The organism is Nocardia jiangsuensis, from assembly GCF_042650385.1.
Lineage (GTDB): Bacteria > Actinomycetota > Actinomycetes > Mycobacteriales > Mycobacteriaceae > Nocardia > Nocardia jiangsuensis.
Genome location: NZ_JBHSAX010000023.1, coordinates 163,450 through 184,294, shown reverse-complemented (window position 1 = coordinate 184,294; position 20,845 = coordinate 163,450). Strand labels below are relative to the sequence as shown.

General features: G+C 71.3%; 21 protein-coding genes. 18 read left to right on the top strand and 3 right to left on the bottom strand.

Annotated elements, in window-relative coordinates; genetic code table 11:
* Positions 1–78 precede the first annotated feature (78 nt).
* The 13 genes from ACFO0B_RS28275 (at position 79) to hisI (ending at position 13,376) form a co-directional block, all read left to right on the top strand.
* Positions 79–921, top strand: a complete 843-nt coding sequence (locus ACFO0B_RS28275) for an arylamine N-acetyltransferase family protein (RefSeq protein WP_378616166.1) — start codon at positions 79–81, stop codon at positions 919–921.
* A 48-nt stretch (positions 922–969) separates the two neighbouring features.
* A complete protein-coding gene (locus ACFO0B_RS28270) occupies positions 970–2,721 on the top strand; it encodes a penicillin-binding transpeptidase domain-containing protein (RefSeq protein ID WP_378616164.1) in 1,752 nt (583 codons plus the stop codon).
* Between the two features lie 167 nt (positions 2,722–2,888).
* Positions 2,889–4,463: a serine/threonine-protein kinase gene (locus ACFO0B_RS28265; RefSeq protein ID WP_378616162.1), complete on the top strand. Its 1,575-nt coding sequence runs from the start codon at positions 2,889–2,891 to the stop codon at positions 4,461–4,463.
* 142 nt (positions 4,464–4,605) lie between these two features.
* Positions 4,606–5,943: a histidinol dehydrogenase gene (hisD, locus tag ACFO0B_RS28260; protein ID WP_378616160.1), complete on the top strand. Its 1,338-nt coding sequence runs from the start codon at positions 4,606–4,608 to the stop codon at positions 5,941–5,943.
* Positions 5,940–7,058 (top strand): histidinol-phosphate transaminase, encoded by a 1,119-nt coding sequence (locus ACFO0B_RS28255; protein ID WP_378616158.1) that lies wholly within the window; start codon positions 5,940–5,942, stop codon positions 7,056–7,058. The genes hisD and ACFO0B_RS28255 overlap by 4 nt, the downstream gene beginning before the upstream one ends.
* A gap of 16 nt (positions 7,059–7,074) precedes the next feature.
* Positions 7,075–7,689: an imidazoleglycerol-phosphate dehydratase HisB gene (gene hisB / locus ACFO0B_RS28250; protein WP_378616156.1), complete on the top strand. Its 615-nt coding sequence runs from the start codon at positions 7,075–7,077 to the stop codon at positions 7,687–7,689.
* Positions 7,686–8,315 carry an imidazole glycerol phosphate synthase subunit HisH gene (hisH, locus tag ACFO0B_RS28245; protein WP_378616154.1) on the top strand — a complete coding sequence of 210 codons (630 nt, stop codon included), beginning with the start codon at positions 7,686–7,688 and terminating at the stop codon, positions 8,313–8,315. The genes hisB and hisH overlap by 4 nt, the downstream gene beginning before the upstream one ends.
* A gap of 85 nt (positions 8,316–8,400) precedes the next feature.
* Positions 8,401–9,828, top strand: a complete 1,428-nt coding sequence (locus tag ACFO0B_RS28240) for an AIPR family protein (RefSeq protein ID WP_378616152.1) — start codon at positions 8,401–8,403, stop codon at positions 9,826–9,828.
* A 50-nt stretch (positions 9,829–9,878) separates the two neighbouring features.
* Positions 9,879–10,103 carry a hypothetical protein gene (locus ACFO0B_RS28235; RefSeq protein WP_378616150.1) on the top strand — a complete coding sequence of 75 codons (225 nt, stop codon included), beginning with the start codon at positions 9,879–9,881 and terminating at the stop codon, positions 10,101–10,103.
* 208 nt (positions 10,104–10,311) lie between these two features.
* A complete protein-coding gene (gene priA, locus ACFO0B_RS28230; RefSeq protein ID WP_357028172.1) occupies positions 10,312–11,043 on the top strand; it encodes a bifunctional 1-(5-phosphoribosyl)-5-((5-phosphoribosylamino)methylideneamino)imidazole-4-carboxamide isomerase/phosphoribosylanthranilate isomerase PriA in 732 nt (243 codons plus the stop codon).
* 116 nt (positions 11,044–11,159) lie between these two features.
* Positions 11,160–11,987, top strand: a complete 828-nt coding sequence (locus ACFO0B_RS28225; protein ID WP_378616147.1) for an inositol monophosphatase family protein — start codon at positions 11,160–11,162, stop codon at positions 11,985–11,987.
* Positions 11,988–12,000: 13 nt separating this feature from the next.
* A complete protein-coding gene (hisF, locus tag ACFO0B_RS28220; RefSeq protein WP_378616145.1) occupies positions 12,001–12,774 on the top strand; it encodes an imidazole glycerol phosphate synthase subunit HisF in 774 nt (257 codons plus the stop codon).
* Between the two features lie 257 nt (positions 12,775–13,031).
* The gene (hisI, locus tag ACFO0B_RS28215) at positions 13,032–13,376 is read left to right on the top strand and encodes a phosphoribosyl-AMP cyclohydrolase (RefSeq protein ID WP_378616143.1); all 345 of its coding nucleotides are present in this window, start codon (positions 13,032–13,034) and stop codon (positions 13,374–13,376) included.
* A 1-nt stretch (position 13,377) separates the two neighbouring features.
* On the opposite strand, the gene ACFO0B_RS28210 is transcribed toward hisI, so the two are convergent.
* The 3 genes from ACFO0B_RS28210 to ACFO0B_RS28200 form a co-directional block, all read right to left on the bottom strand.
* Complete coding sequence (locus ACFO0B_RS28210; RefSeq protein ID WP_378616270.1) at positions 13,378–13,803, bottom strand: MarR family winged helix-turn-helix transcriptional regulator; 426 nt, start codon at positions 13,801–13,803, stop codon at positions 13,378–13,380.
* 204 nt (positions 13,804–14,007) lie between these two features.
* Positions 14,008–14,580 (bottom strand): permease, encoded by a 573-nt coding sequence (locus tag ACFO0B_RS28205; protein WP_378616141.1) that lies wholly within the window; start codon positions 14,578–14,580, stop codon positions 14,008–14,010.
* 148 nt (positions 14,581–14,728) lie between these two features.
* Positions 14,729–15,190, bottom strand: a complete 462-nt coding sequence (locus ACFO0B_RS28200; RefSeq protein ID WP_378616139.1) for a peroxiredoxin — start codon at positions 15,188–15,190, stop codon at positions 14,729–14,731.
* A gap of 89 nt (positions 15,191–15,279) precedes the next feature.
* Between ACFO0B_RS28200 and ACFO0B_RS28195 the strand changes: the two genes are divergently transcribed.
* From ACFO0B_RS28195 to trpA, 5 genes are all read left to right on the top strand, one after another.
* On the top strand, positions 15,280–16,836 hold the full coding sequence (locus tag ACFO0B_RS28195; protein ID WP_378616268.1) for an anthranilate synthase component I: 1,557 nt from the start codon (positions 15,280–15,282) through the stop codon (positions 16,834–16,836).
* The gene (locus ACFO0B_RS28190; RefSeq protein WP_378616136.1) at positions 16,833–17,720 is read left to right on the top strand and encodes a TIGR02234 family membrane protein; all 888 of its coding nucleotides are present in this window, start codon (positions 16,833–16,835) and stop codon (positions 17,718–17,720) included. The genes ACFO0B_RS28195 and ACFO0B_RS28190 overlap by 4 nt, the downstream gene beginning before the upstream one ends.
* Positions 17,721–17,925: 205 nt before the next feature.
* The gene (gene trpC / locus ACFO0B_RS28185; protein ID WP_378616134.1) at positions 17,926–18,744 is read left to right on the top strand and encodes an indole-3-glycerol phosphate synthase TrpC; all 819 of its coding nucleotides are present in this window, start codon (positions 17,926–17,928) and stop codon (positions 18,742–18,744) included.
* Positions 18,744–19,994 carry a tryptophan synthase subunit beta gene (trpB, locus tag ACFO0B_RS28180; protein WP_378616132.1) on the top strand — a complete coding sequence of 417 codons (1,251 nt, stop codon included), beginning with the start codon at positions 18,744–18,746 and terminating at the stop codon, positions 19,992–19,994. Before trpC ends, trpB begins: the two co-directional genes overlap by 1 nt.
* Entirely contained in the window at positions 19,958–20,785 is an 828-nt protein-coding gene (gene trpA, locus ACFO0B_RS28175; RefSeq protein ID WP_378616266.1) for a tryptophan synthase subunit alpha, read from the top strand. Before trpB ends, trpA begins: the two co-directional genes overlap by 37 nt.
* Positions 20,786–20,845 lie beyond the last annotated feature (60 nt).

Here is a 20,845-nt window from a genome sequence, read left to right as displayed (position 1 = left end):
ACGGGAACACCTGTGCGAGTTTCGCGGTTGTCGCGAACGAGGCGCGCATCCGGCGCCGCACCGCGGCGAGGAGGCCCGATGACGTCACCGACACCCTGGCAGGGCGAGGCTCTCGACCTGGACGCCTACCTCACCCGCATCGGCTACGCCGGCGAGCGCGAACCAACCGAAGCCGCCCTGCACGCCCTGATCCGCGCGCACACCACCGCCATCCCGTTCGAGAACCTGGAGACCCTGCTCGGCCGCCCGGTCCCGCTCGACCTGGAATCGCTGCAGCGCAAGCTGATCGGGAGCCCGCGTGGCGGCTGGTGCTACGAGAACGCCGTGCTCTTCGCGGCGGCGCTGGAGCGCTTCGGGTTCGCGTTCACCGCGCTGAGCGGCCGGGTCACCATGGGTGCGGCGGGCCAGGTGCACCCACCGACCCGGCCCGCCACGCACGCCCTGCTCGCCGTCCGGGTACCGGAGTCGGAGCACCCGCTGATCGCCGACGTCGGCTTCGGCGCGGGCCCGCTCGCCGCCTACCCGCTGACCGAGCGCGGCGAATTCGCGCTCGGCGACTGGCGCTTCCGCCTGGAGCGGCTGCCGGAGCTCTGGGTGCTGCACCAGTTCGCCAGGGACGGCTGGGTCGACCGCTACACCTTCACCGAGGCACCGCAGTACCCGATCGACTACGAGGTGGCCAACCACTTCGTCGCGACCTCGCCGCGCTCGCCCTTCACCCGCCGCGTCTTCGCCCAGCGCTTCCACCCGGACGTGCACCACATCCTGGACCGGAGCACCTGGACCGCCGAATACCCGGACGGCCGAGCCGAATCCCGCGAACTCGAGCCGGACGAACTGCCGGAGGTGCTGGCCGAGGTCTTCGAGATCGAGTTGAACGCCGCCGAGTCGGCGCGGCTCGTCGCGACTGTCCGGGACTGAGCGGGCTTCCTCCCGCATACCGGGGCCGTCCGGCGTTACTCTCGCCGCGTGCGCTCTCCCTTCCGCCGACCGCTGGTCGTGCTCGCCGTGCTCGGTCTCGGCCTGGCCGGCTGCTCCGGGCCGGCCCAGCCGGATTCCGTGGCCGGCGAGTTCGCCGACGCGCTACAGCGCGACGACGTCGCCGCCGCCGCCCGGCTGACCACCGACCAGAACGCCGCGATCCCCGTGCTCGAGGGGCTGTACCGGGCACTCGGCACCGAGAACGAGGTCACCGTGCGCTCGGCGGAGGGCAGTGATTTCACCCTCGACGTCACCTGGCGACTCGGCCCCGGCGGCCGGAACCTGTGGCAGTACACCACCTCCGGGCTCGCCACCGACTCCGACGACGGCTGGCGGGTGAAGTGGAATCCGGCGACCGTCGCCCCCGGCCTCGACACCGGGCCGCTGGAGTACTCCACGGCCTACGGCACCCCGGCCCGGGTGCTGGACGCCGCAGGCGGCGAACTCATGACCGAGCAGATCGTCACCCTGGTGAACCTGGCCCCCGACGCCGACACCGCGGGCGTCGCCGCGCTGCTCGGCCCGGCCGCTCCCGGCATCACCGCGCAGACCCTGGACACCGAGCTGGCCGCGGCTCAGGGCCGGACCGTCACCGCGGTGACGCTGCGCGCCGCCGACATCGCGCCGATCCAGGACCGGTTGAGCGCGCTGCGCGGTGTCACCCTCGCCCCGCAGACCCGGCTGCTGACCGTGGACCGGGCTCTGTCCGGGCCACCCCTGAACGGGCTCGCCGAACTCTGGCAGCAGGAGGCCGACGACACCGCAGGCTGGTGGATCCAGGCCGACGCCGCGCAGGGCCCCCGCCGGGTCGCCGGCCGCGAACCGCGCGCCGCCGCCGACATCGCGAGCACCCTGGAACCGGCGCTGCACCGGGCGGCCGAGGCCGCGCTGGCCCCGATCCGCACCCCGGCGGCGATCGTCGCGCTGCGGCCGTCCACCGGCGCCGTCGTCGCGGTGGCGCAGAACGCGGCGGCCGACGCGCAGGGCGCGCTCGCGCTCACCGGCCTCTACCCGCCCGGCTCCACCTTCAAGACGGTCACCGCCTCGGCCGCGCTGCAGGCGGGTGCCGCCACCCCGGACACCGTGCTGCCGTGTCCGGGCAGCGCGGACATCGAGGGCAGGCGGATCCCCAACGACGACAGCTTCGACCTGGGCCGGGTGCCGCTGCACACCGCCTTCGCCCGCTCCTGCAACACCACGATGGCCGCGCTCGCCGTCGGGCTGCCCGCCACCGCGCTCACCGACGCCGCCGCCCAGCTCGGGCTCGGCATCGACTACGTCACCCCCGGGCTGACCACCGTCACCGGCTCGGTGCCCGCCGCCGAGACCCCGGCGCAGCGGGTCGAGGCATCGATCGGGCAGGGGCGGGTCACCGCATCGCCCTTCGGCATGGCGCTGGTCGCCGCCGCGCTCGCGCAGGGCTCGGTGCCTGCCCCCGCGCTGGTGCAGGGCCGCCCCGGCACGCCCGACCGCACCCCGCCCGCGCTGCCCGCCGGGGTCGCCGACGACGTGCGCTCGATGATGCGGGAGACCGTCACCGCGGGTACCGCGACCGCGCTGCGTGACCTTCCCGGCCTGCTCGGCAAGACCGGTACCGCCGAGTACGGCGACAACTCCGCGGCGCACGGCTGGTTCGTCGGGATCGACGGCGATCTGGCATTCGCCGTGTTCGTCGCGGACGCGGGCAGTTCGGAGCCCGCGGTCGCGGCGGCCGGGCGCATGCTCCGGGCAGTGCGATAGCGAAAACGTATGGGAACACGGTATCGTGATCGGTGCGAGATAAACCACCGCTGACGCCGACTCGGGATCACAGGCCCGCTACACTTGGCGTCGAACGCGCGGATGTCGAGCCGCGCGCGATCACGATTTCGAGAAGGTTCGGAGTAGAAGCCATCGATACCGGTCAGTTGATCGCGGAACATTACCGCCTGGTCGAGCGGATTGGTAGCGGCGGCACGGGCGTGGTCTGGCGTGCCCTCGACGAGCGGTTGCAGCGCTCGGTCGCGGTCAAGCAGATCCACATCAAGCCGAGCCTTCCGCAGGCCGAGCGGGAAGTGGTCCGCCAGCGCGCATTCCGCGAGGCGCGCAACGCCGCCCGCTTCCAGCACCCGAACGCCATCGTGGTGTTCGACATCACCGAGCACAACGGTGACCCGTGCCTCGTCATGGAGTACCTGAAGTCGCGCAGCCTGGCCGCGGTCATCTCCGCCCAGGGCACGCTGCCGCTGACCCAGGTGGCCAGGATCGGCGAGCAGGTCGCCGCGGCGCTGATCGCCGCGCACCAGGCAGGCATCGTGCACCGCGACGTCAAGCCGGGCAATGTCCTGCTCGACGAGCACGGCACGGTGAAGATCACCGACTTCGGCATCTCCCGCGCCACCGGTGACGTCACGCTCACCGAGACCGGGCTGATCTGCGGCACCGCCGCCTACCTCGCCCCCGAGGTGGCCCGCGGCGCCGACCCGACGCCGTCCGCGGACGTCTTCGCGCTCGGCGCAACGCTTTTCCACGCGCTGGAGGGCGAGCCGCCCTACGGCGCCAGCGCCAATCCGCTGGCCGTGCTCTACGCGGCGGCCAACGGCCAGGTCAGCGAGCCGCGGAATGCCGGGCCCGCCACCGACTTCCTGCTCCAGCTGCTCGATCCGGACCCGGAGCGGCGGCCGACCATGCGCACCTCGCGAGCCAGGCTGGCCGCGCTCGCCGAGGCCGGTGCCGAGCCGGTGCCCGCCGGGTTCGTGCCGGCCTCCGAGGCGTACGGGGGCCGTGAGCAGCAGCGCGGTGGCGCCGGGGTGCGCACCGCGAACCCGCCGCCGCAACGACATTCGCGCCCGACCCCGCCGCGCAACGGCGGCCAGGGCGGCCCCGGTGGCCCGCGCAACGGCGCCGCACCGCGGGGGCCGGGGCATCCGAAGACGGCGTCCCATCCGCGCACGGCCGCGCACCCGCAGCCCGCGCCGGATTCCGGCTCCGGCTCGGGCAAGCGCACCGCCGTGCTGATCGGCGCCGGGCTCGGCGCGATCGCCGCCGTCGCCGCGGTCCTCTTCACCACCATGGGCGGCGACGACTCGTCCGGGAACCAGGTGCAGGCGAGCACCCCGTCGATCAGCACACCCGCCGGCCCCGCCACCAGCTCGGCCTCGCTGGCCGCCATCGGCCAGACGCCGAGCGCCGCCACCGTCGATCTCGGCTCCGCCGCCCAGCTCGTTGTCGACTTCTACAGCAGCCCCGCGAGCAACTGGTCGCTGCTCACCCCGGCCGCGCAGAAGGTCTACGGCTCCGAGTCGGAGTTCCGTCAGTACTGGCGCGCGCGCACCATCGACACCTTCTCCAACATCGATGCCCCGGCCCGGACCAACAACGACGACGGCTCCATCGACATGCGGGTGGCCAGCCTCACCATCAGCGGGCAGACCGAGGCGGTCACGCTGCGGGTGATCGGCTCCGGCACCGGCAAGCTGCTGATCGACAGCGACACCCGCTAGTTCCCGAACGCCGCCGGGTGACGGCGGCCACTCGGCGCGGCGGCCACCGGTGGCCAGGCAAAAGCGCGTGCGCGGGACGGATAGGCTGGTGGTCGGACGCGCGCTGCCGATCCGCCCCCTCGAGACAGGACCGCACCCCGAGATGACCACACCCATCGAGCTCGCCCGCGTGGATCTGCGCGGTCGCACTCCCGCCGTGGCCGAGCTGCGCTCCGCGCTGCCGCGCGGGGGAGTCGACGTGGACTCGGTGCTGCCGCATGTGCGGCCGGTGGTGGAGGCGGTCCGTGACCGCGGTGCCGCCGCCGCGCTGGAGTACGGCGAGCAGTTCGACGGGGTCGCCCCCGCCGCGGTCCGGGTGCCCGCGAAGGCGCTGGCCGAAGCGCTCGCGGGGCTCGACCCGCAGGTCAGGGCCGCGCTCGAGGTCGCGATCGAGCGGACGCGGAAGGTGCACGCGGATCAGCGGCGCACAGACACGGTCACCGAGGTGGTGCCCGGCGGGATCGTCACCGAGCGCTGGGTTCCGGTCGAGCGGGTCGGGCTCTATGTGCCGGGCGGCAACGCCGTCTACCCGTCCAGCGTGGTGATGAACGTCGTGCCCGCGCAGGCTGCCGGGGTGGAGTCGCTGGTGGTGGCCTCGCCGCCGCAGAAACAGTTCGGCGGCTCGCCGCACCCGACGGTGCTGGCCGCGGCCGCGCTGCTCGGCGTCGACGAGGTGTGGGCGGTCGGCGGCGCGCAGGCCGTCGCGCTGCTCGCCTACGGCGGCACCGACACCGACGGGCAGCCGCTGGCCCCGGTCGACCTGATCACCGGGCCGGGCAATATCTACGTCACCGCCGCCAAGCGGCTCTGCCGCGGGCTGGTCGGGATCGACGCCGAGGCGGGCCCCACCGAGATCGCCATCCTGGCCGACGCCACCGCCGACCCGGTGCACGTGGCCGCCGACCTGATCAGCCAGGCCGAGCACGACGTGCTCGCCGCCAGCGTCCTGGTCACCGACAGCCCGGCGCTGGCCGATGCCGTCGACGCCGCGCTCACCGCGCAGCTGCCGGTGGTCGAGCACGCCGAGCGGGTGCGCACCGCGCTCACCGGCACCCAGTCCGGCACCGTGCTGGTCGACGACATCGCCCAGGGACTGCGCGTGGTCAACGCCTACGCCGCCGAACACCTGGAGATCCAGACCGCCGACGCGGCCGCCGTCGCCGCCAGGGTGCGCAGCGCGGGCGCGATCTTCGTCGGCGCGTACGCCCCGGTCAGCCTGGGTGACTACTGCGCGGGCTCGAACCACGTGCTGCCCACCGCGGGCTGCGCGCGGCACTCCTCCGGGCTCAGCGTGCAGACCTTCCTGCGCGGCATCCACGTGGTCGAGTACACCGAGGCCGCGCTGAAGGACGTCGCCGGGCACGTCGTCGCGCTGGCCGACGCCGAGCACCTGCCCGCGCACGGCCAGGCGGTGCGGGCGCGGTTCGAGGCGCTGTCGTGACCGTTCCCGGAATCGGCATCGGGCTCGACGACCTGCCGCTGCGGGAGAACCTGCGCGGCAAGCAGCCCTACGGCGCCCCGCAGCTCAGCGTCCCGGTGCAGCTCAACACCAACGAGAACCCGCACCCGCCGACCCGCGCGCTGGTCGACGACGTGGCCGAGGCGGTCCGCGCGGCCGCCGCCGAGCTGCACCGCTACCCGGACCGGGACGCGGTCGCGCTGCGCACCGATCTCGCCGCCTACCTGACGAAGCAGACCGGCACCGCGGTCGACACCGCCAATGTGTGGGCCGCGAACGGCTCCAACGAGATCCTGCAACAGCTGCTGCAAGCGTTCGGCGGCCCGGGTCGCACCGCGCTCGGCTTCGTGCCCTCGTACTCGATGCACCCGATCATCTCCGAGGGCATCGACACCGAGTGGATCGAGGCGAAGCGGGCGGGCGATTTCTCGCTCGACGTGGATCACGCGCTCGCCGCCATCGCCGAGCGCCGCCCCGACGTGGTCTTCGTGACCAGCCCGAACAACCCGACCGGGCACAGCATCCCCGCTCCCGACCTGGAGCGCGTCCTGGACGCCGCGCCCGGCATCGTCGTGGTGGACGAGGCGTATGCCGAGTTCTCCGCGCAGCCCAGCGCCATCGGGCTGATCGACCGGTACCCGGCCACGCTGGTGGTCAGCCGGACCATGAGCAAGGCCTTCGCCTTCGCCGGCGGCAGGCTCGGCTACCTGGTCGCCGCGCCCGCCGTCGTCGACGCGCTGCTGCTGGTCCGGCTGCCGTACCACCTGTCGGTGATCACCCAGGCCGCCGCCCGCGCGGCGCTGCGGCACGCGGGCGAGACCCTCGGCAGCGTCGCCGAACTCGCCGCGCAGCGCGACCGGGTGGCGGCCGAACTCGCCGCGCTCGGCTTCGACGTGGTGCCCAGCGACGCCAACTTCCTGCTCTTCGGCCGGTTCGCCGACGCACCGGCCACCTGGCGGCGGTACCTGGACCGCGGCGTGCTGATCCGGGACGTCGGCATCCCCGGCCACCTGCGCGCCACCATCGGCCTCGCCGCCGAGAACGACGAATTCCTGCGAGCGAGCGCCGAACTCACCGGCGACCTCGCGCCGCGATGAACCCGGAGGGAGCCCGATGAGCAGAACCGCGCGGGTGGAGCGCGTCACCAGGGAATCGAACATCCTGGTCGAGCTCGACCTCGACGGCACCGGCCGCACCGAGATCAGCACCGGCGTGCCGTTCTACGACCACATGCTGACCGCGCTCGGCGCGCACGCGGGCTTCGACCTGACCGTGCGCGCGCAGGGCGACATCGACATCGAGGCGCACCACACCGTCGAGGACACCGCCATCGTGCTCGGCCAGGCGCTCGGGCAGGCGCTCGGCGACAAGGCCGGGATCCGCCGCTTCGGTGACGCCTGGATTCCGATGGACGAGACGCTCGCGCACGCCGCGGTCGACGTCTCCGGCCGCGCCTACTGCGTGCACACCGGCGAGCCCGAGCACCTGCTGCACGCGGTGATCCCCGGTTCGGGGCCGGGCGCGCCATACTCGACCGTGCTCAACCGGCACGTCTTCGAGTCGCTCGCCTCGCACGCCAGGATCGCGCTGCACGTCCGGGTGCTCTACGGCCGCGACCAGCACCACATCACCGAGGCGGAGTTCAAGGCGGTGGCGCGGGCGCTGCGCGCCGCCGTCGAGCCGGACCCGCGGATCACCGGGGTCCCCTCCACCAAGGGCGTGCTGTGAAATCCGTCGCGCTGCTCGACTACGGCTCCGGCAACCTGCACTCCGCCGAGCGCGCGCTGGTCCGCGCGGGCGCCGAGGTGACCGTCACCGCCGACCCGGACACCGTGCTCGCCGCCGACGGCCTCGTCGTCCCCGGCGTCGGCGCCTTCGCCGCCTGCATGGCCGGGCTGCGCGCGGTGCGCGGCGAGCGGCTGATCGGCCAGCGGCTGGCCGGCGGGCGTCCGGTGCTCGGCATCTGCGTCGGCATGCAGATCCTCTTCGACCGCGGCGTCGAGTTCGGCGTCGAGGCCGACGGCTGCGGCGAGTGGCCCGGCACCGTCGACCGGCTGGAGGCCCCCGTCCTCCCGCACATGGGCTGGAACACCGTCGAGGCCCCGTCCGGGAGCGTGTTGTTCGACGGCCTCGACCCCGAGACCCGCTTCTACTTCGTGCACTCCTACGCCGCCCGCACCTGGGAGCTTCCCCCTGCCGATCACATCGCCGCGCCCAGGCTCACCTGGGCCGACCACGGCGGCCGCTTCCTCGCCGCCGTCGAGAACGGCTCGCTCTCCGCCACCCAGTTCCACCCGGAGAAGTCCGGCGACGCCGGCGCCGCCCTGCTCCGCAACTGGATCGGCGCCCTCTGATCGAAACCGTCTGATCGGTATCTGGCTCGGTTTCACTGTGGCAGGTACGGTACGAAGGGGAGCTAACTACGAGCTAAGGGGAGTCTTGGACCGCGTCACGGAGCGTTTGTTCAAGGATTGGGTGGTCAACTCGTCGCTGGATTCACTAGATGAATCAGAAAGTTTCGAGTATTTCGTCAACTTTATCGTGCTATCTAGACAGCACGAGCAGCAGTTCAGTGTGGACGATTACTCGTGTGGCGCCGACGGGACGATCGGGGTAGACGGCTTCGCCATTTCCGTTAATGGTGAGCTGATTCCCGGAATGACGGAACTCGAAGACGCCCTGAATGGGAAGAGTGCTTTCGACTCGACGATAACCCTCATTCAAGCGAAACGCACCGGCGGTTTTAATCTAGGCGATCTTAGTGTCTTCGCAGATACGGCTGTAGCTCTGCTATGTGACGATGAGCCTCCTCATCCGGGGCTGGCAGAGGCTCATCGTATGTTGCAAGTCCTCTTCGATCATTCACCCAGATTCCGGTCGAATCCAGTGTGCAAACTTTTCTATGTGACCACAGGTGCGTGGAAAGAGCAAATCGCGTTTCAAAGAAAGATTAAAGATACTCAAGAGCGCCTGGAATCGACAAACCTTATCTCAAGAGCTGATTTCCATGTTTGGGGCGCTAAACAGATACAAGATAGTTGGCGTTCGATCGATAGTGCGACAGAAGTAACCTTCCAATTTGATCAGAAGACTACGCTCCCCGATATGTCGGGCATTAGAGAGGCCTATATTGGAGTTCTCTCGGCGAGTGAGTTCGTCAAACTGATTGTTGACGAAGATGGCGATATCCGGAAAGCCCTGTTCTTCGATAATGTTCGAGATTTTCAAGGTGACAATGATGTGAACTTGGACATCGGGCGGACGCTATTGTCCGGCGAAGCGAGTCACTTCTGTGTATTGAACAATGGAGTCACGACCGTAGCGGGCGACCTCAAGGTTACAGGCAATCGCTTCACGCTTCGAGACTTCCAGATTGTCAACGGCTGCCAGACTAGCCATATCCTGCACAGATTCCGAGATAGACTGGAAGGCGTGTACGTTCCGTTCCGGCTAATTGTCTCGGAAGACGATGACGTCACCAATAGCATTACCAAGGCGACTAATAAGCAGAGTCAGGTCACGGCCGAGAACCTGCTCGCGCTGGCAGAGGTTCAGAAGAGGATCGAAGCATACTTCAGTTCTTATGGCGAAAATGATGCTCACAGGATCTATTACGAGCGCCGCTCGAAGCAGTGGGCAGGAAGCGCTCAAGTAAGGGGAACGTGGCGGGTCATCACACTACGTAACCTCATGCAGTCTTTCTCTTCTCTATATCTCCGAATTCCGCATACCGCTGCCCGATATTACGGAGATCTCCGTAGAGGGCCGGTGCGGATGTATTTGCGGACTCGCATCACCCTTCATATTACTACAGCGCAGCATACGCCTTTTGTAAAATGGACCATTTCTTCCGCAGTGGAACGATAGATCGCGGATTGAAACCGGTTAGGTATCACCTACTGACGGGGATTCAGACCATGGTCAGCGGAAAGGTTGAACCCGACAGAATCGAGTCACTGGAGAAGAAGGCAGAAAAGGCTTGTAAAAATCTTAATGATATTCTGTGGGACGACCAGAAGTACCTCGAATATATTACCCACGCGGCCGGTGTGATCCAAACCCTCGCCGGAGATCGAGGAATAGATCGTGAGCTGGGGCGCAACCGGGATTTCACCGAGCAGTTTATGAAGGCGCTACTGTGACGCCGTACACCTCGGAAGAGGTAACAATCCTTGAGTAGTCGAAAATCTATGGGTTGAACCACCGACGTCAGCGCGACGCTGCGCAGGTTCCGACTGCGGAACTCGGGCTTAGGATGCCATCCTGGGCAAGCATCCGCAGCCGGGCGGTGAGACCGAAACCCCCAGGCCGGGAGTGGGAGGGATGCGCGCGCCTACTAAGCTGCCTCGAGTGAGTCTCGTACTACTGCCCGCGGTCGATGTCGCCAATGGTGAGGCCGTGCGCCTCGTACAGGGAGAGGCCGGTAGCGAAACCAGCTACGGCTCCCCGAGGGAGGCGGCGCTGGCGTGGCAGGAGGCGGGGGCCGAGTGGGTGCACCTGGTCGACCTGGACGCCGCGTTCGGGCGCGGGTCGAATCGGGAGCTGCTGGCCGGAGTGGTCGGTGAGCTGGACGTGAAGGTGGAGCTCTCCGGCGGGATCAGGGACGACGATTCGCTGCGCGCGGCGCTCGCCACCGGGTGCGCGCGGGTGAACCTTGGCACCGCCGCGCTGGAGGATCCGGTGTGGTGCGCCAAGGCCATCGCCGAGTACGGGGAGCGGATCGCGGTCGGGCTCGACGTGCGGATCGTCGACGGCGAGCACCGGCTGCGCGGCCGCGGCTGGGTGAGCGACGGCGGCGACCTGTGGGAGGTGCTGGAGCGGCTGGAGCGCGACGGCTGCACCCGCTACGTCGTCACCGATGTCACCAAGGACGGCACCCTGACCGGCCCCAACCTGGACCTGCTCCGCGATGTCGCCGGCGCGACCGACGCCCCGGTGATCGCCTCCGGCGGCGTCTCCACCCTGGACGACCTGGTCGCCATCGCCGAGCTGGTCGGCGACGGGGTCGAGGGCGCGATCGTCGGCAAGGCGCTGTACGCGGGCCGGTTCACGCTGCCCGAGGCGCTGGCGGCGGTGCGCTGAGCAGTGGTCTCCACCTCGAAGGCCGCGGCGCGCCGGGCACTCCGCTCGGCCCCTCCGCGCCACCTCGCTGACCCGCGCGAACTCGCAGCCCCGCGCGCGAGTGCGGACCCCCGGCGATGAGCCCGCGCGACCAGGCCACCGTGGCCGACGCCGATCTCGGCACGCTGCTCGACACCGCCGCCGCCATCCTGGACGAGGTGGCGCCCCGGTTCGTCGAGGGAATCGGCGCGCCGAGCGCGGTCACCAAGGGCCGCAACGACTTCGCCACCGAACTCGACCTGGAACTCGAGCGCACGGTGAGCGCCGCGCTGCGCGAGCGCACCGGCATCGAGGTACACGGCGAGGAGTACGGCGGGCCGCAGCTCGGCTCCGGCGCCGCCTGGGTGCTCGACCCGATCGACGGCACCTTCAACTACTCCGCCGGGCACCCGCTCTCCGGCATGCTGCTCGCCCTGGTCCGGGACGGCGAACCGGTGCTCGGCCTCACCTGGCTGCCGCTGCTGAACCGCCGCTATGCCGCGGCGGCCGGCGGCCCGCTGGTGGTGGACGGCGTGCCGCTGCCCCCGCTGGCGCGGGCCTCGCTCGGCGAATCCATGATCGGCTTCGGCGCCTTCAACGTGGATTCCCGCGGCCGCATCCCCGGGCAGTTCCGCTTCGACCTGCTCGGCCCGCTGAGCAGGCTCTCCTCCCGGGTCCGGATGCACGGCTCGACCGGGATCGACCTGGCCTTCACCGCGCACGGGGTACTCGGCGGCGCGATCGTCTTCGGCCACCACCCGTGGGACAACGCGGCCGGTGTCGCGCTGGTCAGGGCCGCGGGCGGGGTGGTCACCGATATCGCGGGCGAGCCGTGGACCATCACCTCCGGCTCGGTGCTCGCCGCCGCGCCCGGCGTGCACGCCGAGCTGCTCGCGATGATCTGCACGGTCGCCGAGGACGCGTGAGAAAGGTGCCGACATGACGCTGGCCGTGCGGGTGATCCCGTGCCTGGACGTGGACGCGGGCCGGGTGGTCAAGGGTGTCAACTTCCAGAACCTGCGGGACGCGGGCGACCCGGTCGCGCTCGCCGCGACCTACGACGCGCAGGGCGCCGACGAGCTCACCTTCCTCGACGTCACCGCCTCCACCGGCGACCGCGGCACCATGATCGACGTGGTCACCAGGACCGCCGAGCAGATCTTCATCCCGCTCACCGTCGGCGGCGGCGTGCGCACCGTCGCCGACGTGGACCGGCTGCTGCGCGCCGGCGCGGACAAGGTCTCGGTGAACACCGCGGCCATCGCGCGCCCCGAGGTGCTGCGCGAGATGTCCGAGCGGTTCGGCTCGCAGTGCATCGTGCTCTCGGTCGATGCCCGCACGGTGCCCGACGGGCAGCCGAGCACCCCGTCCGGCTGGGAGGTCACCACGCACGGCGGCAAGCGCGGCACCGGGATCGACGCGGTCGAGTGGGCCGAGCGCGGCGCCGAACTCGGCGTCGGCGAGATCCTGCTCAACTCGATGGACGCGGACGGCACCAAGGCCGGGTTCGACCTGCTGATGATCCGCGCGGTGCGGGCCGCGGTGGCGGTGCCGGTGATCGCCAGTGGCGGTGCGGGCGCGGTCGAGCACTTCGCCCCCGCGGTGCACGCCGGGGCGGACGCGGTGCTCGCGGCCAGCGTCTTCCACTTCGGCGAGCTGACCATCGGGAACGTCAAGGACTCGCTGCGGGACCAGGACATCGTGGTGCGCTGAACAAGAATCACCCCCTGCCGGAGCCGGGGAATCGCCCTGCGACGGAACGCCGTCGCAGGGTGATGTGAGTATCGGAATCGCAGCGCCCCCGTCGGGCTCGCCTCGCGCTGGCTCGGCCGGACCCCGAGCCACGACGCGATCGCCGGGATCCTCGGCCGCGAGGTGTCCGGCACGTCGGTGGTGCCGATCATCGGCAGGCACCCGCTGCGCACCTGGCGGCTGCTCGGCGAGCTGAGCCGGTCCCGTATAAAGACAGCATGAGCCTGGACCCGACGATCGCCGCCCGCCTCAAGCGCAACGAGGCGGGGCTGGTGTCCGCGGTGGCCCAGGAGAAGGCCACCGGGGCGGTGCTCATGGTCGCCTGGATGGACGACGAGGCACTGGCCCGCACCCTGGCGACGCGCAGGGCCACGTACTACTCGCGCTCGCGGCAGCAGTACTGGGTGAAGGGCGAGACCTCGGGGCACACCCAGTACGTGCACGAGGTGCGGCTGGACTGCGACGGCGACACCGTGCTGCTCGTGGTCGACCAGGAGGGCGCCGCCTGCCACACCGGCACGCACACCTGCTTCGACGGCGACCGGCTGCTCGCCGAGGGCTGACTCAGTCCTGGTTCTCCTGGTCGAGGACGTCGGTGAGGTGCCGGGAGAGCGTGTCGACCACCCGGGCGAGCTCGCGGGTGGTCTCCGAATCCAGCGCGTCGAAGACCAGCCTGCGCACCGCCTCCAGGTAGCCCGGCGCCACCTCGACCACCTTGACATACCCGGTGTCGGTCAGGACGGCCTGCACGCCGCGCTTCCCCGAGGTCGCGGAGCGCTGCACCCAGCCGAGCCGCTCCAGTTTCGAGATCACGTGCGAGAGCCGGGATAACGACGCATTTGCCTTGTGCGCCAGCTCGCTCATCTGCAAACGATGCCCGGCCTCCTCGGAGAGCAGGGTCAGCACCCAGTACTCGAAATGCGTGATTCCGAATTCTCGCTGCAGCCTGGTGTCGAGCGCACCGGGCAGCCGGGTGGTCACGGTGACCATCGCGCGCCAGGCGCGCTCTTCGACCGGGTCGAGCCATTTCGTCACTGTCTGCCTACTTTCGGAGCCAAGTGACGTGGGGCGAAGGTTCAGCCGGGCTGATTCGGCGCGGAATTCACTGCAACGTGTATTCACAGTCACTCGCGTGAGCGAGTTTGCCACGGTGATGCTCGAGCGTCATGGAGATGCTCGGTTCCGTGAAAACACTCACAAACCGCCGGAATCGGTCGCCGGCTTTCCGGCGGCCGGTTCGACCACCCGGCCGGCGCCCCTGCGGCGGCGGATGCCGCGCCGGGCCAGCAGCGCCGCGACGGCGGCGAAGAGCACCGCGGCGAGGATCGCGCCGGTCAGGGCGGCGCCGCGGAAGGCGGGGGCATCGACGTCGAGGATGCGCTCGCCAGCGTGCGCGGCATCGCTGGTGCCGAGCACCACGGTGAGCGTGAGCAGGTTGGGGATCGCGGCCAGCAGCGCGAGCAGCGCTGCCGCGCCCGCCAGGAAGCGCCCGCCCCTGCGCCGCCAGCCGAGCGCGGCGGCGAGCAGCAGGAACAGGGTGAGCGCGGTGCCGACGCCCCCGTAGAGCAGTCCCCAGCCGATGCCCTTGGCGAAGCTGCCGTCCACCGCCGAGGCCAGGCGCTGGGCCCACCAGCGCGGCAGGAACGCGGCCAGGATCAGGTAGGCGACGACCAGCACCGCGAGCAGCGCCACCGCCGCGATCGCGCGGTTGCGCCACACCGTCGCGGCCGGTTTCCGCCGATCGACCGGGACCTCGCTGGATGTCATGGATCCAGGGTAGGCGCGCGCCTTCTCCGTGACCCGATATCGCGCCCGGCGGGTCCGGTGCTCGACGCCGTCCCCGGTGACCACCGCCGCGGTCCCGATGCCGATGTGCCGGTCGGCGCGGCGCCGACCGGCACAGCCCGTCTACTTCCTACTTCGCGCGCTCGCGCAGGAACTGCAGGGCGTCGTCGGCGTGCACGGTGGCGCGCAGCTCGCTGGCGATCACGGTGAGCACGGTGCGGTCGGTATCGATCACGAAGGTCTGCCGCTTCACCGGGGCCAGCTTGCCGAGCAGCCCGCGCTTGACGCCGAACTCCTTCGCCACCGCGCCGTCGGCGTCGGAGAGCAGCGGGTAGCCGAGGCTCTGCTTGCCCGCGAAGCCGGACTGCGTCGCCACCGAGTCGGTGCTGATCCCGGCGCAGCTCGCGCCGAGCGCGGCGAACTCGCCGACCAGGTCGCGGAAGTGGCACGCCTCCGCGGTGCACACCGGGGTGTTGGCGGCGGGGTAGAAGAACAACACCAGCGGTCCGTCGGCGAGCAGCGCGTCGAGCGAACGGGGTGTACCGGACTGATCGGGGAGCTCGAACCGCGGAGCGAGCTGGCCTGTCTGCATGAACCCCGACCCTACCTGCCGTGCGGCCGGTCGGGGCCGCCGTCGCGGGGGCCCGATATCCGTTCGCGGCCACCTGGGATGATGGCCCGATGCACGCCGCGCCGACCCCAGCCACCACGTCCCGCGAACGCTTCCACGAGCTGGCCGCGGAGCACCGCGTGGTCCCGGTGACCAGGAAGGTGCTCGCGGACTCCGAGACTCCGCTCTCGGCCTACCGCAAGCTGGCCGCGAGCCGGCCGGGCACCTTTCTCTTCGAGTCGGCGGAGAACGGGCGCTCCTGGTCGCGCTGGTCGTTCATCGGTGCGGGCAGCCCGTCCGCGCTCACCGTCGCCGACGGCGAGGCCGCCTGGCTCGGCGCGACTCCCGCCGACGCCCCGGTCGGCGGCGACCCGCTGACCGCGCTGCACGACACCCTCGAACTGCTGCGCACCGAGCGGATCCCCGGGCTGCCCCCGCTCACCGGCGGCATGGTCGGCTACCTCGGCTACGACGCGGTGCGCCGGATGGAGCGGCTGCCCACGCTCGCCGCCGACGACCTGCGGCTGCCCGAGATGGTGCTCATGCTCGCCACCGACCTGGCTGCCTTCGACCACCACGAGGGCGCGATCACGCTGATCGCCAACGCGGTGAACTGGAACGGCACCGCCGACCGGGTGGACGAGGCCTACGACGACGCCGTCGCCAGGCTGGACCGGATGACCGCCGCGCTCGCCGCCCCCGCTGCCTCCACCGTCTCGGTCTTCGACCAGCCCGAGCCGGACTACCGCCGGGCGCGGAGCAGCGACGAGTTCGGCGCCGACGTGCGCAGGCTGATCGGCGAGATCGAGGCGGGCGAGGCCTTCCAGGTGGTGATCTCGCAGCGCTTCGAGATGGACTTCGACGGCGAGCCGATCGACCTCTACCGGATGCTGCGCGCCGCCAACCCGAGCCCGTACATGTATCTGCTGCAGATCCCGGACAGCGCGGGCGGCACCGCCTTCTCCATCGTCGGCTCCAGCCCGGAATCGCTGGTCACCGTGGTGGACGGGGTGGCGACGACGCACCCGATCGCCGGCACCAGGTGGCGCGGGGCCACCGAGGAGGACGACCTGCTGCTGGAGAAGGGGCTGCTGGCGGACGAGAAGGAGAACGCCGAGCACCTCATGCTCGTCGACCTGGGCCGCAACGATCTGGGGCGGGTGTGCAGGCCGGGGACGGTGCGGGTCACCGAGTACCGGCACATCGAGCGGTACAGCCACGTCATGCACCTGGTCTCCACGGTCTCCGGGCAGCTCGCGGAGGGGAAGGTGGCGCTGGACGCGGTGCGCGCCTGCTTCCCGGCGGGCACGCTCTCCGGGGCGCCGAAGGTGCGGGCCATGCAGCTCATCGAGGAGCTGGAGCCGACCCGGCGCGGGATCTACGGCGGCGTCGTCGGGTACCTGGACTTCGCCGGGGATGCCGACACCGCCATCGCCATCCGGACCGCGCTGGTCAAGGACGGGATCGCCTACGTGCAGGCGGGTGCGGGGGTGGTCGCCGACTCGGTGCCGGAGTACGAGGACGACGAGGCGCGGAACAAGGCGATGGCGGTGTTGCGCGCGGTCGCCGCCGCGCGGACGGTGCGGCCGTTCGGGGCCGAGGCCCTGGTCAGCGACGGCGCGCTGTGAGCGGGGAATCGGGCGCCCCCGCCGCTGCGGAGGAGCCGGACCGCTCGGAACCGGCGTCGGGCCTGCCGGTCGCCGCGCCCGCGGACGCCGTCGACGGGCGGCCCGGCGACGCGAAGGCCGGGCGGCGGTATCCGGTGGGGCCGGTGGTGCTGCTCGCCGTCGCGGCGGGGCTCATGTGGGTGGCCTCGCGGATGACCTGGGTGACCGTGACCTCCTCGGACGGGCTCACCGAGCCGCGCACCGACGAGCTGAACGGCGGCACCTGGTTCGGCGCGCTCACCCCGCTGGCGCTGGTGCTGCTCGCCGCCATCGCGGCGGTCTTCGCGACGCGGGGGTGGCTGCGGCGGTTCCTCGGGGTGGTGGTCACCCTGGTCGCCGCGGTCACCGCCGTGCCACCCTTCGCGCTGCTCACCGGCTCCGGCGATCCGGGGCAGCGCGGCGCCACCCTGGCCGAGCTGCCCGGGCGAGCCGTCGTCACCGGCGCGCAGACCGCTGTCTTCCCGGCGCTGATCGCCGTCGCCGCCGCGCTCGCCGCCTTCACCGCGGGCGTGCTGCTCGCCCGCATGCCACGCGGGTCCGCCGAGCTCTCCGGGCGCTACGACGCCCCCGCCGTCCGCCGCGCCGCGGCCGGGGCGGAACTGGACAAGGCGCGGTCCGGCGCGGACGCCGAGCTCCCCGAGCGGGTCCTCTGGGACGCCCTCGACGCAGGCGACGACCCCACCGTCGACCCCGGGCCGTCGCGTGCTCGAGGTCCGGCGGACCCGGAGCCGGGCACCGCCCCGGCGCGTGCACCCGGGACTGCCTGCGACCAGGCGGAGATCGTCACGGGCGGAGCGTCCGGTGACGTCGACGGTGACCGGCCTCGCAGCGCGGGCGCCGAGTGACCGCGCACACGTTCCGGCGGCGCGCCGCCCGGCGCGCCCCGGGTGCGCAGGTCCGGCCCGGTGGGAGCGCCGCCGCGGGAGGCAACCGCCGACCCGAGTCGGACTCCCGGTTCCCGGGCATTTATTCTTGGTCGGCATCGGTGAGACAGCGCCTGGAGGGATTTTCAGGCAGCAGGTCCGTCTCCCCAGAAAGGATTCGAGCCAGATGACGGTACTCGACTCGATTCTCGACGGGGTCCGTGCGGACGTGGCCACCCGCGAAGCGGTCACGGATTTCGCCACGATCAAGGCGGCGGGAGCCGCCGCCCGCCCCGCGCTGGACGCCAAGGCAGCACTGCTCGAGGACGGTATCGGAGTCGTCGCGGAAGTCAAGCGCGCCAGCCCGTCCAAGGGCTCGCTGGCGACGATCACCGACCCCGCCGCGCTCGCCAAGGCCTACGAGGACGGCGGCGCGCGGGTGATCAGCGTGCTCACCGAGGAGCGCCGCTTCCACGGCTCGCTGGACGACCTGGACGCCGTCCGCGCCGCCGTCTCCATCCCGGTGCTGCGCAAGGACTTCGTCGTCGGCCCGTACCAGATCCACGAGGCGCGGGCGCACGGCGCCGACGTCATCCTGCTGATCGTGGCCGCGCTGCAGCAGGACGTGCTCGCCTCGCTCATCGACCGCACCGAATCGCTCGGCATGACCGCGCTGGTCGAGGTGCACACCGAGGAGGAGGCGGACCGCGCGCTGGAGGCGGGCGCCTCGGTGATCGGCGTGAACGCCCGCAATCTCAAGACGCTCGAGGTGGACCGCGACGTCTTCTCCCGGATCGCCCCCGGGCTGCCCACCGAGGTCATCCGGATCGCCGAGTCCGGCGTCCGCGGCACCGCCGACCTGCTCGCCTACGCGGGTGCGGGCGCGGATGCCGTCCTGGTGGGCGAGGGGCTGGTGACCAGCGGTGACCCGCGCGCCGCCGTGCTCAAGCTGGTCACCGCGGGCACCCACCCGTCCTGCCCGAAGCCGGCACGGCGGGGGCGGTGATGGCCGCGCTGCCCCAGGCCAGCGCGGGCGTCGCCGAACACAGCGCGCACGAGCCGGACACCGGCGGCCACTTCGGCGTCTACGGCGGCAGGCACGTGCCGGAGGCGCTGATGGCGGTGATCGAAGAGGTCACCGCCGAATACGAGAAGTGCCGCACCGACCGCACCTTCCTCGACGAGCTGGACCGGCTGCAGCGCGATTACACCGGGCGTCCGTCGCCGGTCTTCGAGTGCGTCCGGCTCGCCGAGCACGCGGGCGGCGCCCGCATCCTGCTCAAGCGCGAGGACCTGAACCACACCGGCTCGCACAAGATCAACAATGTGCTCGGGCAGGCGCTGCTCGCCCAGCGCATGGGCAAGAAGCGGGTGATCGCCGAGACCGGCGCGGGCCAGCACGGCGTCGCCACCGCCACCGCCTGCGCACTGCTCGGGCTGGAGTGCGTGATCTACATGGGCGCGGTCGACACCGCGCGGCAGGCGCTGAACGTCGCCAGGATGCGGCTGCTCGGCGCGGGCGTCGTCTCGGTGGAGACCGGCTCGCGCACGCTCAAGGACGCCATCAACGAGGCGCTGCGGGACTGGGTCTCGCACGCCGACGACACCTACTACTGCTTCGGCACCGCGGCGGGCCCGCACCCGTTCCCGCTGCTGGTCCGCGATTTCCAGCGGATCGTCGGGCTGGAGGCGCGCGAGCAGGTGCAGGCGCTCACCGGCAGGCTGCCGGACGCGGTGGTGGCCTGCGTCGGCGGCGGCTCCAACGCCATCGGCATCTTCCACCCGTTCCTCGACGACGCCGGGGTCCGGCTGGTCGGCTACGAAGCCGCGGGCGACGGCGTCGAGACCGGGCGGCACGCGGCCACCTTCACCGGCGGCACCCCCGGCGCCTTCCAGGGCGCCTACTCGTACCTGCTGCAGGACGAGGACGGCCAGACCATCGAGTCGCACTCGATCTCCGCCGGCCTCGACTACCCCGGCGTCGGACCCGAGCACGCCCACCTCAAGGACATCGGCCGCGCCGAGTACCAGCCGGTCACCGACGCCGAGGCGATGGACGCCCTGCTGCTGCTCAGCCGCACCGAGGGGATCATCCCGGCGATCGAGTCGGCGCACGCCGTCGCCGGTGCGCTGCGGCTCGGCAAGGAGCTGGGGCCGGGCGCGATCATCCTGGTGAACCTCTCCGGTCGCGGGGACAAGGACATGGACACCGCCGCCCGCTGGTTCGGGCTCTTCGACGAGGGGCAGGAAGCGTGACTTCGCGTCTCGCGGCCACGTTCGCGGCCGCCCGCGGCGAGGGGAGGGCCGCGCTGATCGGCTACCTGCCCGCCGGCTACCCGGACCTGGACGGGTCGATCGCGGCCTGCCGCGCGCTGGTCGAGGCCGGGTGCGACATCGTCGAGGTCGGGGTCGCGTACTCCGATCCGGTGATGGACGGGCCGACCATCCAGGTCGCCGCCGAGCAGGCGCTGCGCAACGGGGTCCGGGTGCGCGACGTGTTCCGGGTGGTCGAGGCGATCACCGGGGCCGGCGGTCAGGCCGTGGTGATGAGTTACTGGAATCCGGTGCTGCGCTACGGGATCGACGCCTTCTCGCGCGATCTCGCCGCCGCGGGCGGGGCCGGGATCATCACGCCGAACCTCATTCCGGACGAGGCGGGAGAGTGGATCGCCGCTTCGGACGCGCACGGGCTGGATCGGATCTTCCTGGTCGCGCCCTCCTCCACCGAGGAGCGGTTGGTCATGACGCTCGAGGCGAGCAGCGGGTTCGTCTACGCCGCGTCGACCATGGGCGTCACCGGGGCTCGCGATGCCGTCTCCTCCGCGGCGCCGGAGCTGTGCGCGCGGATTCGGGCGCACAGTGATATTCCGATCGGGGTCGGGCTCGGGGTGCGCTCCGGTGCGCAGGCCGCCGAGATCGCCGCGTATGCCGACGGTGTCATCGTCGGGTCGGCGCTGGTCACCGCCGCGGGCGAAAGTCTGGAGGCGGTGCGTGCCCTGACCGCCGAGCTCGCCGACGGTGTTCGCTCCGCGACGGTCACTTCCTGAGCGCACCTCCTCCGGAGGTGCGCCCCTTCGCCCCTGCCCGGGCGGTCTGCCCGGCGGCTC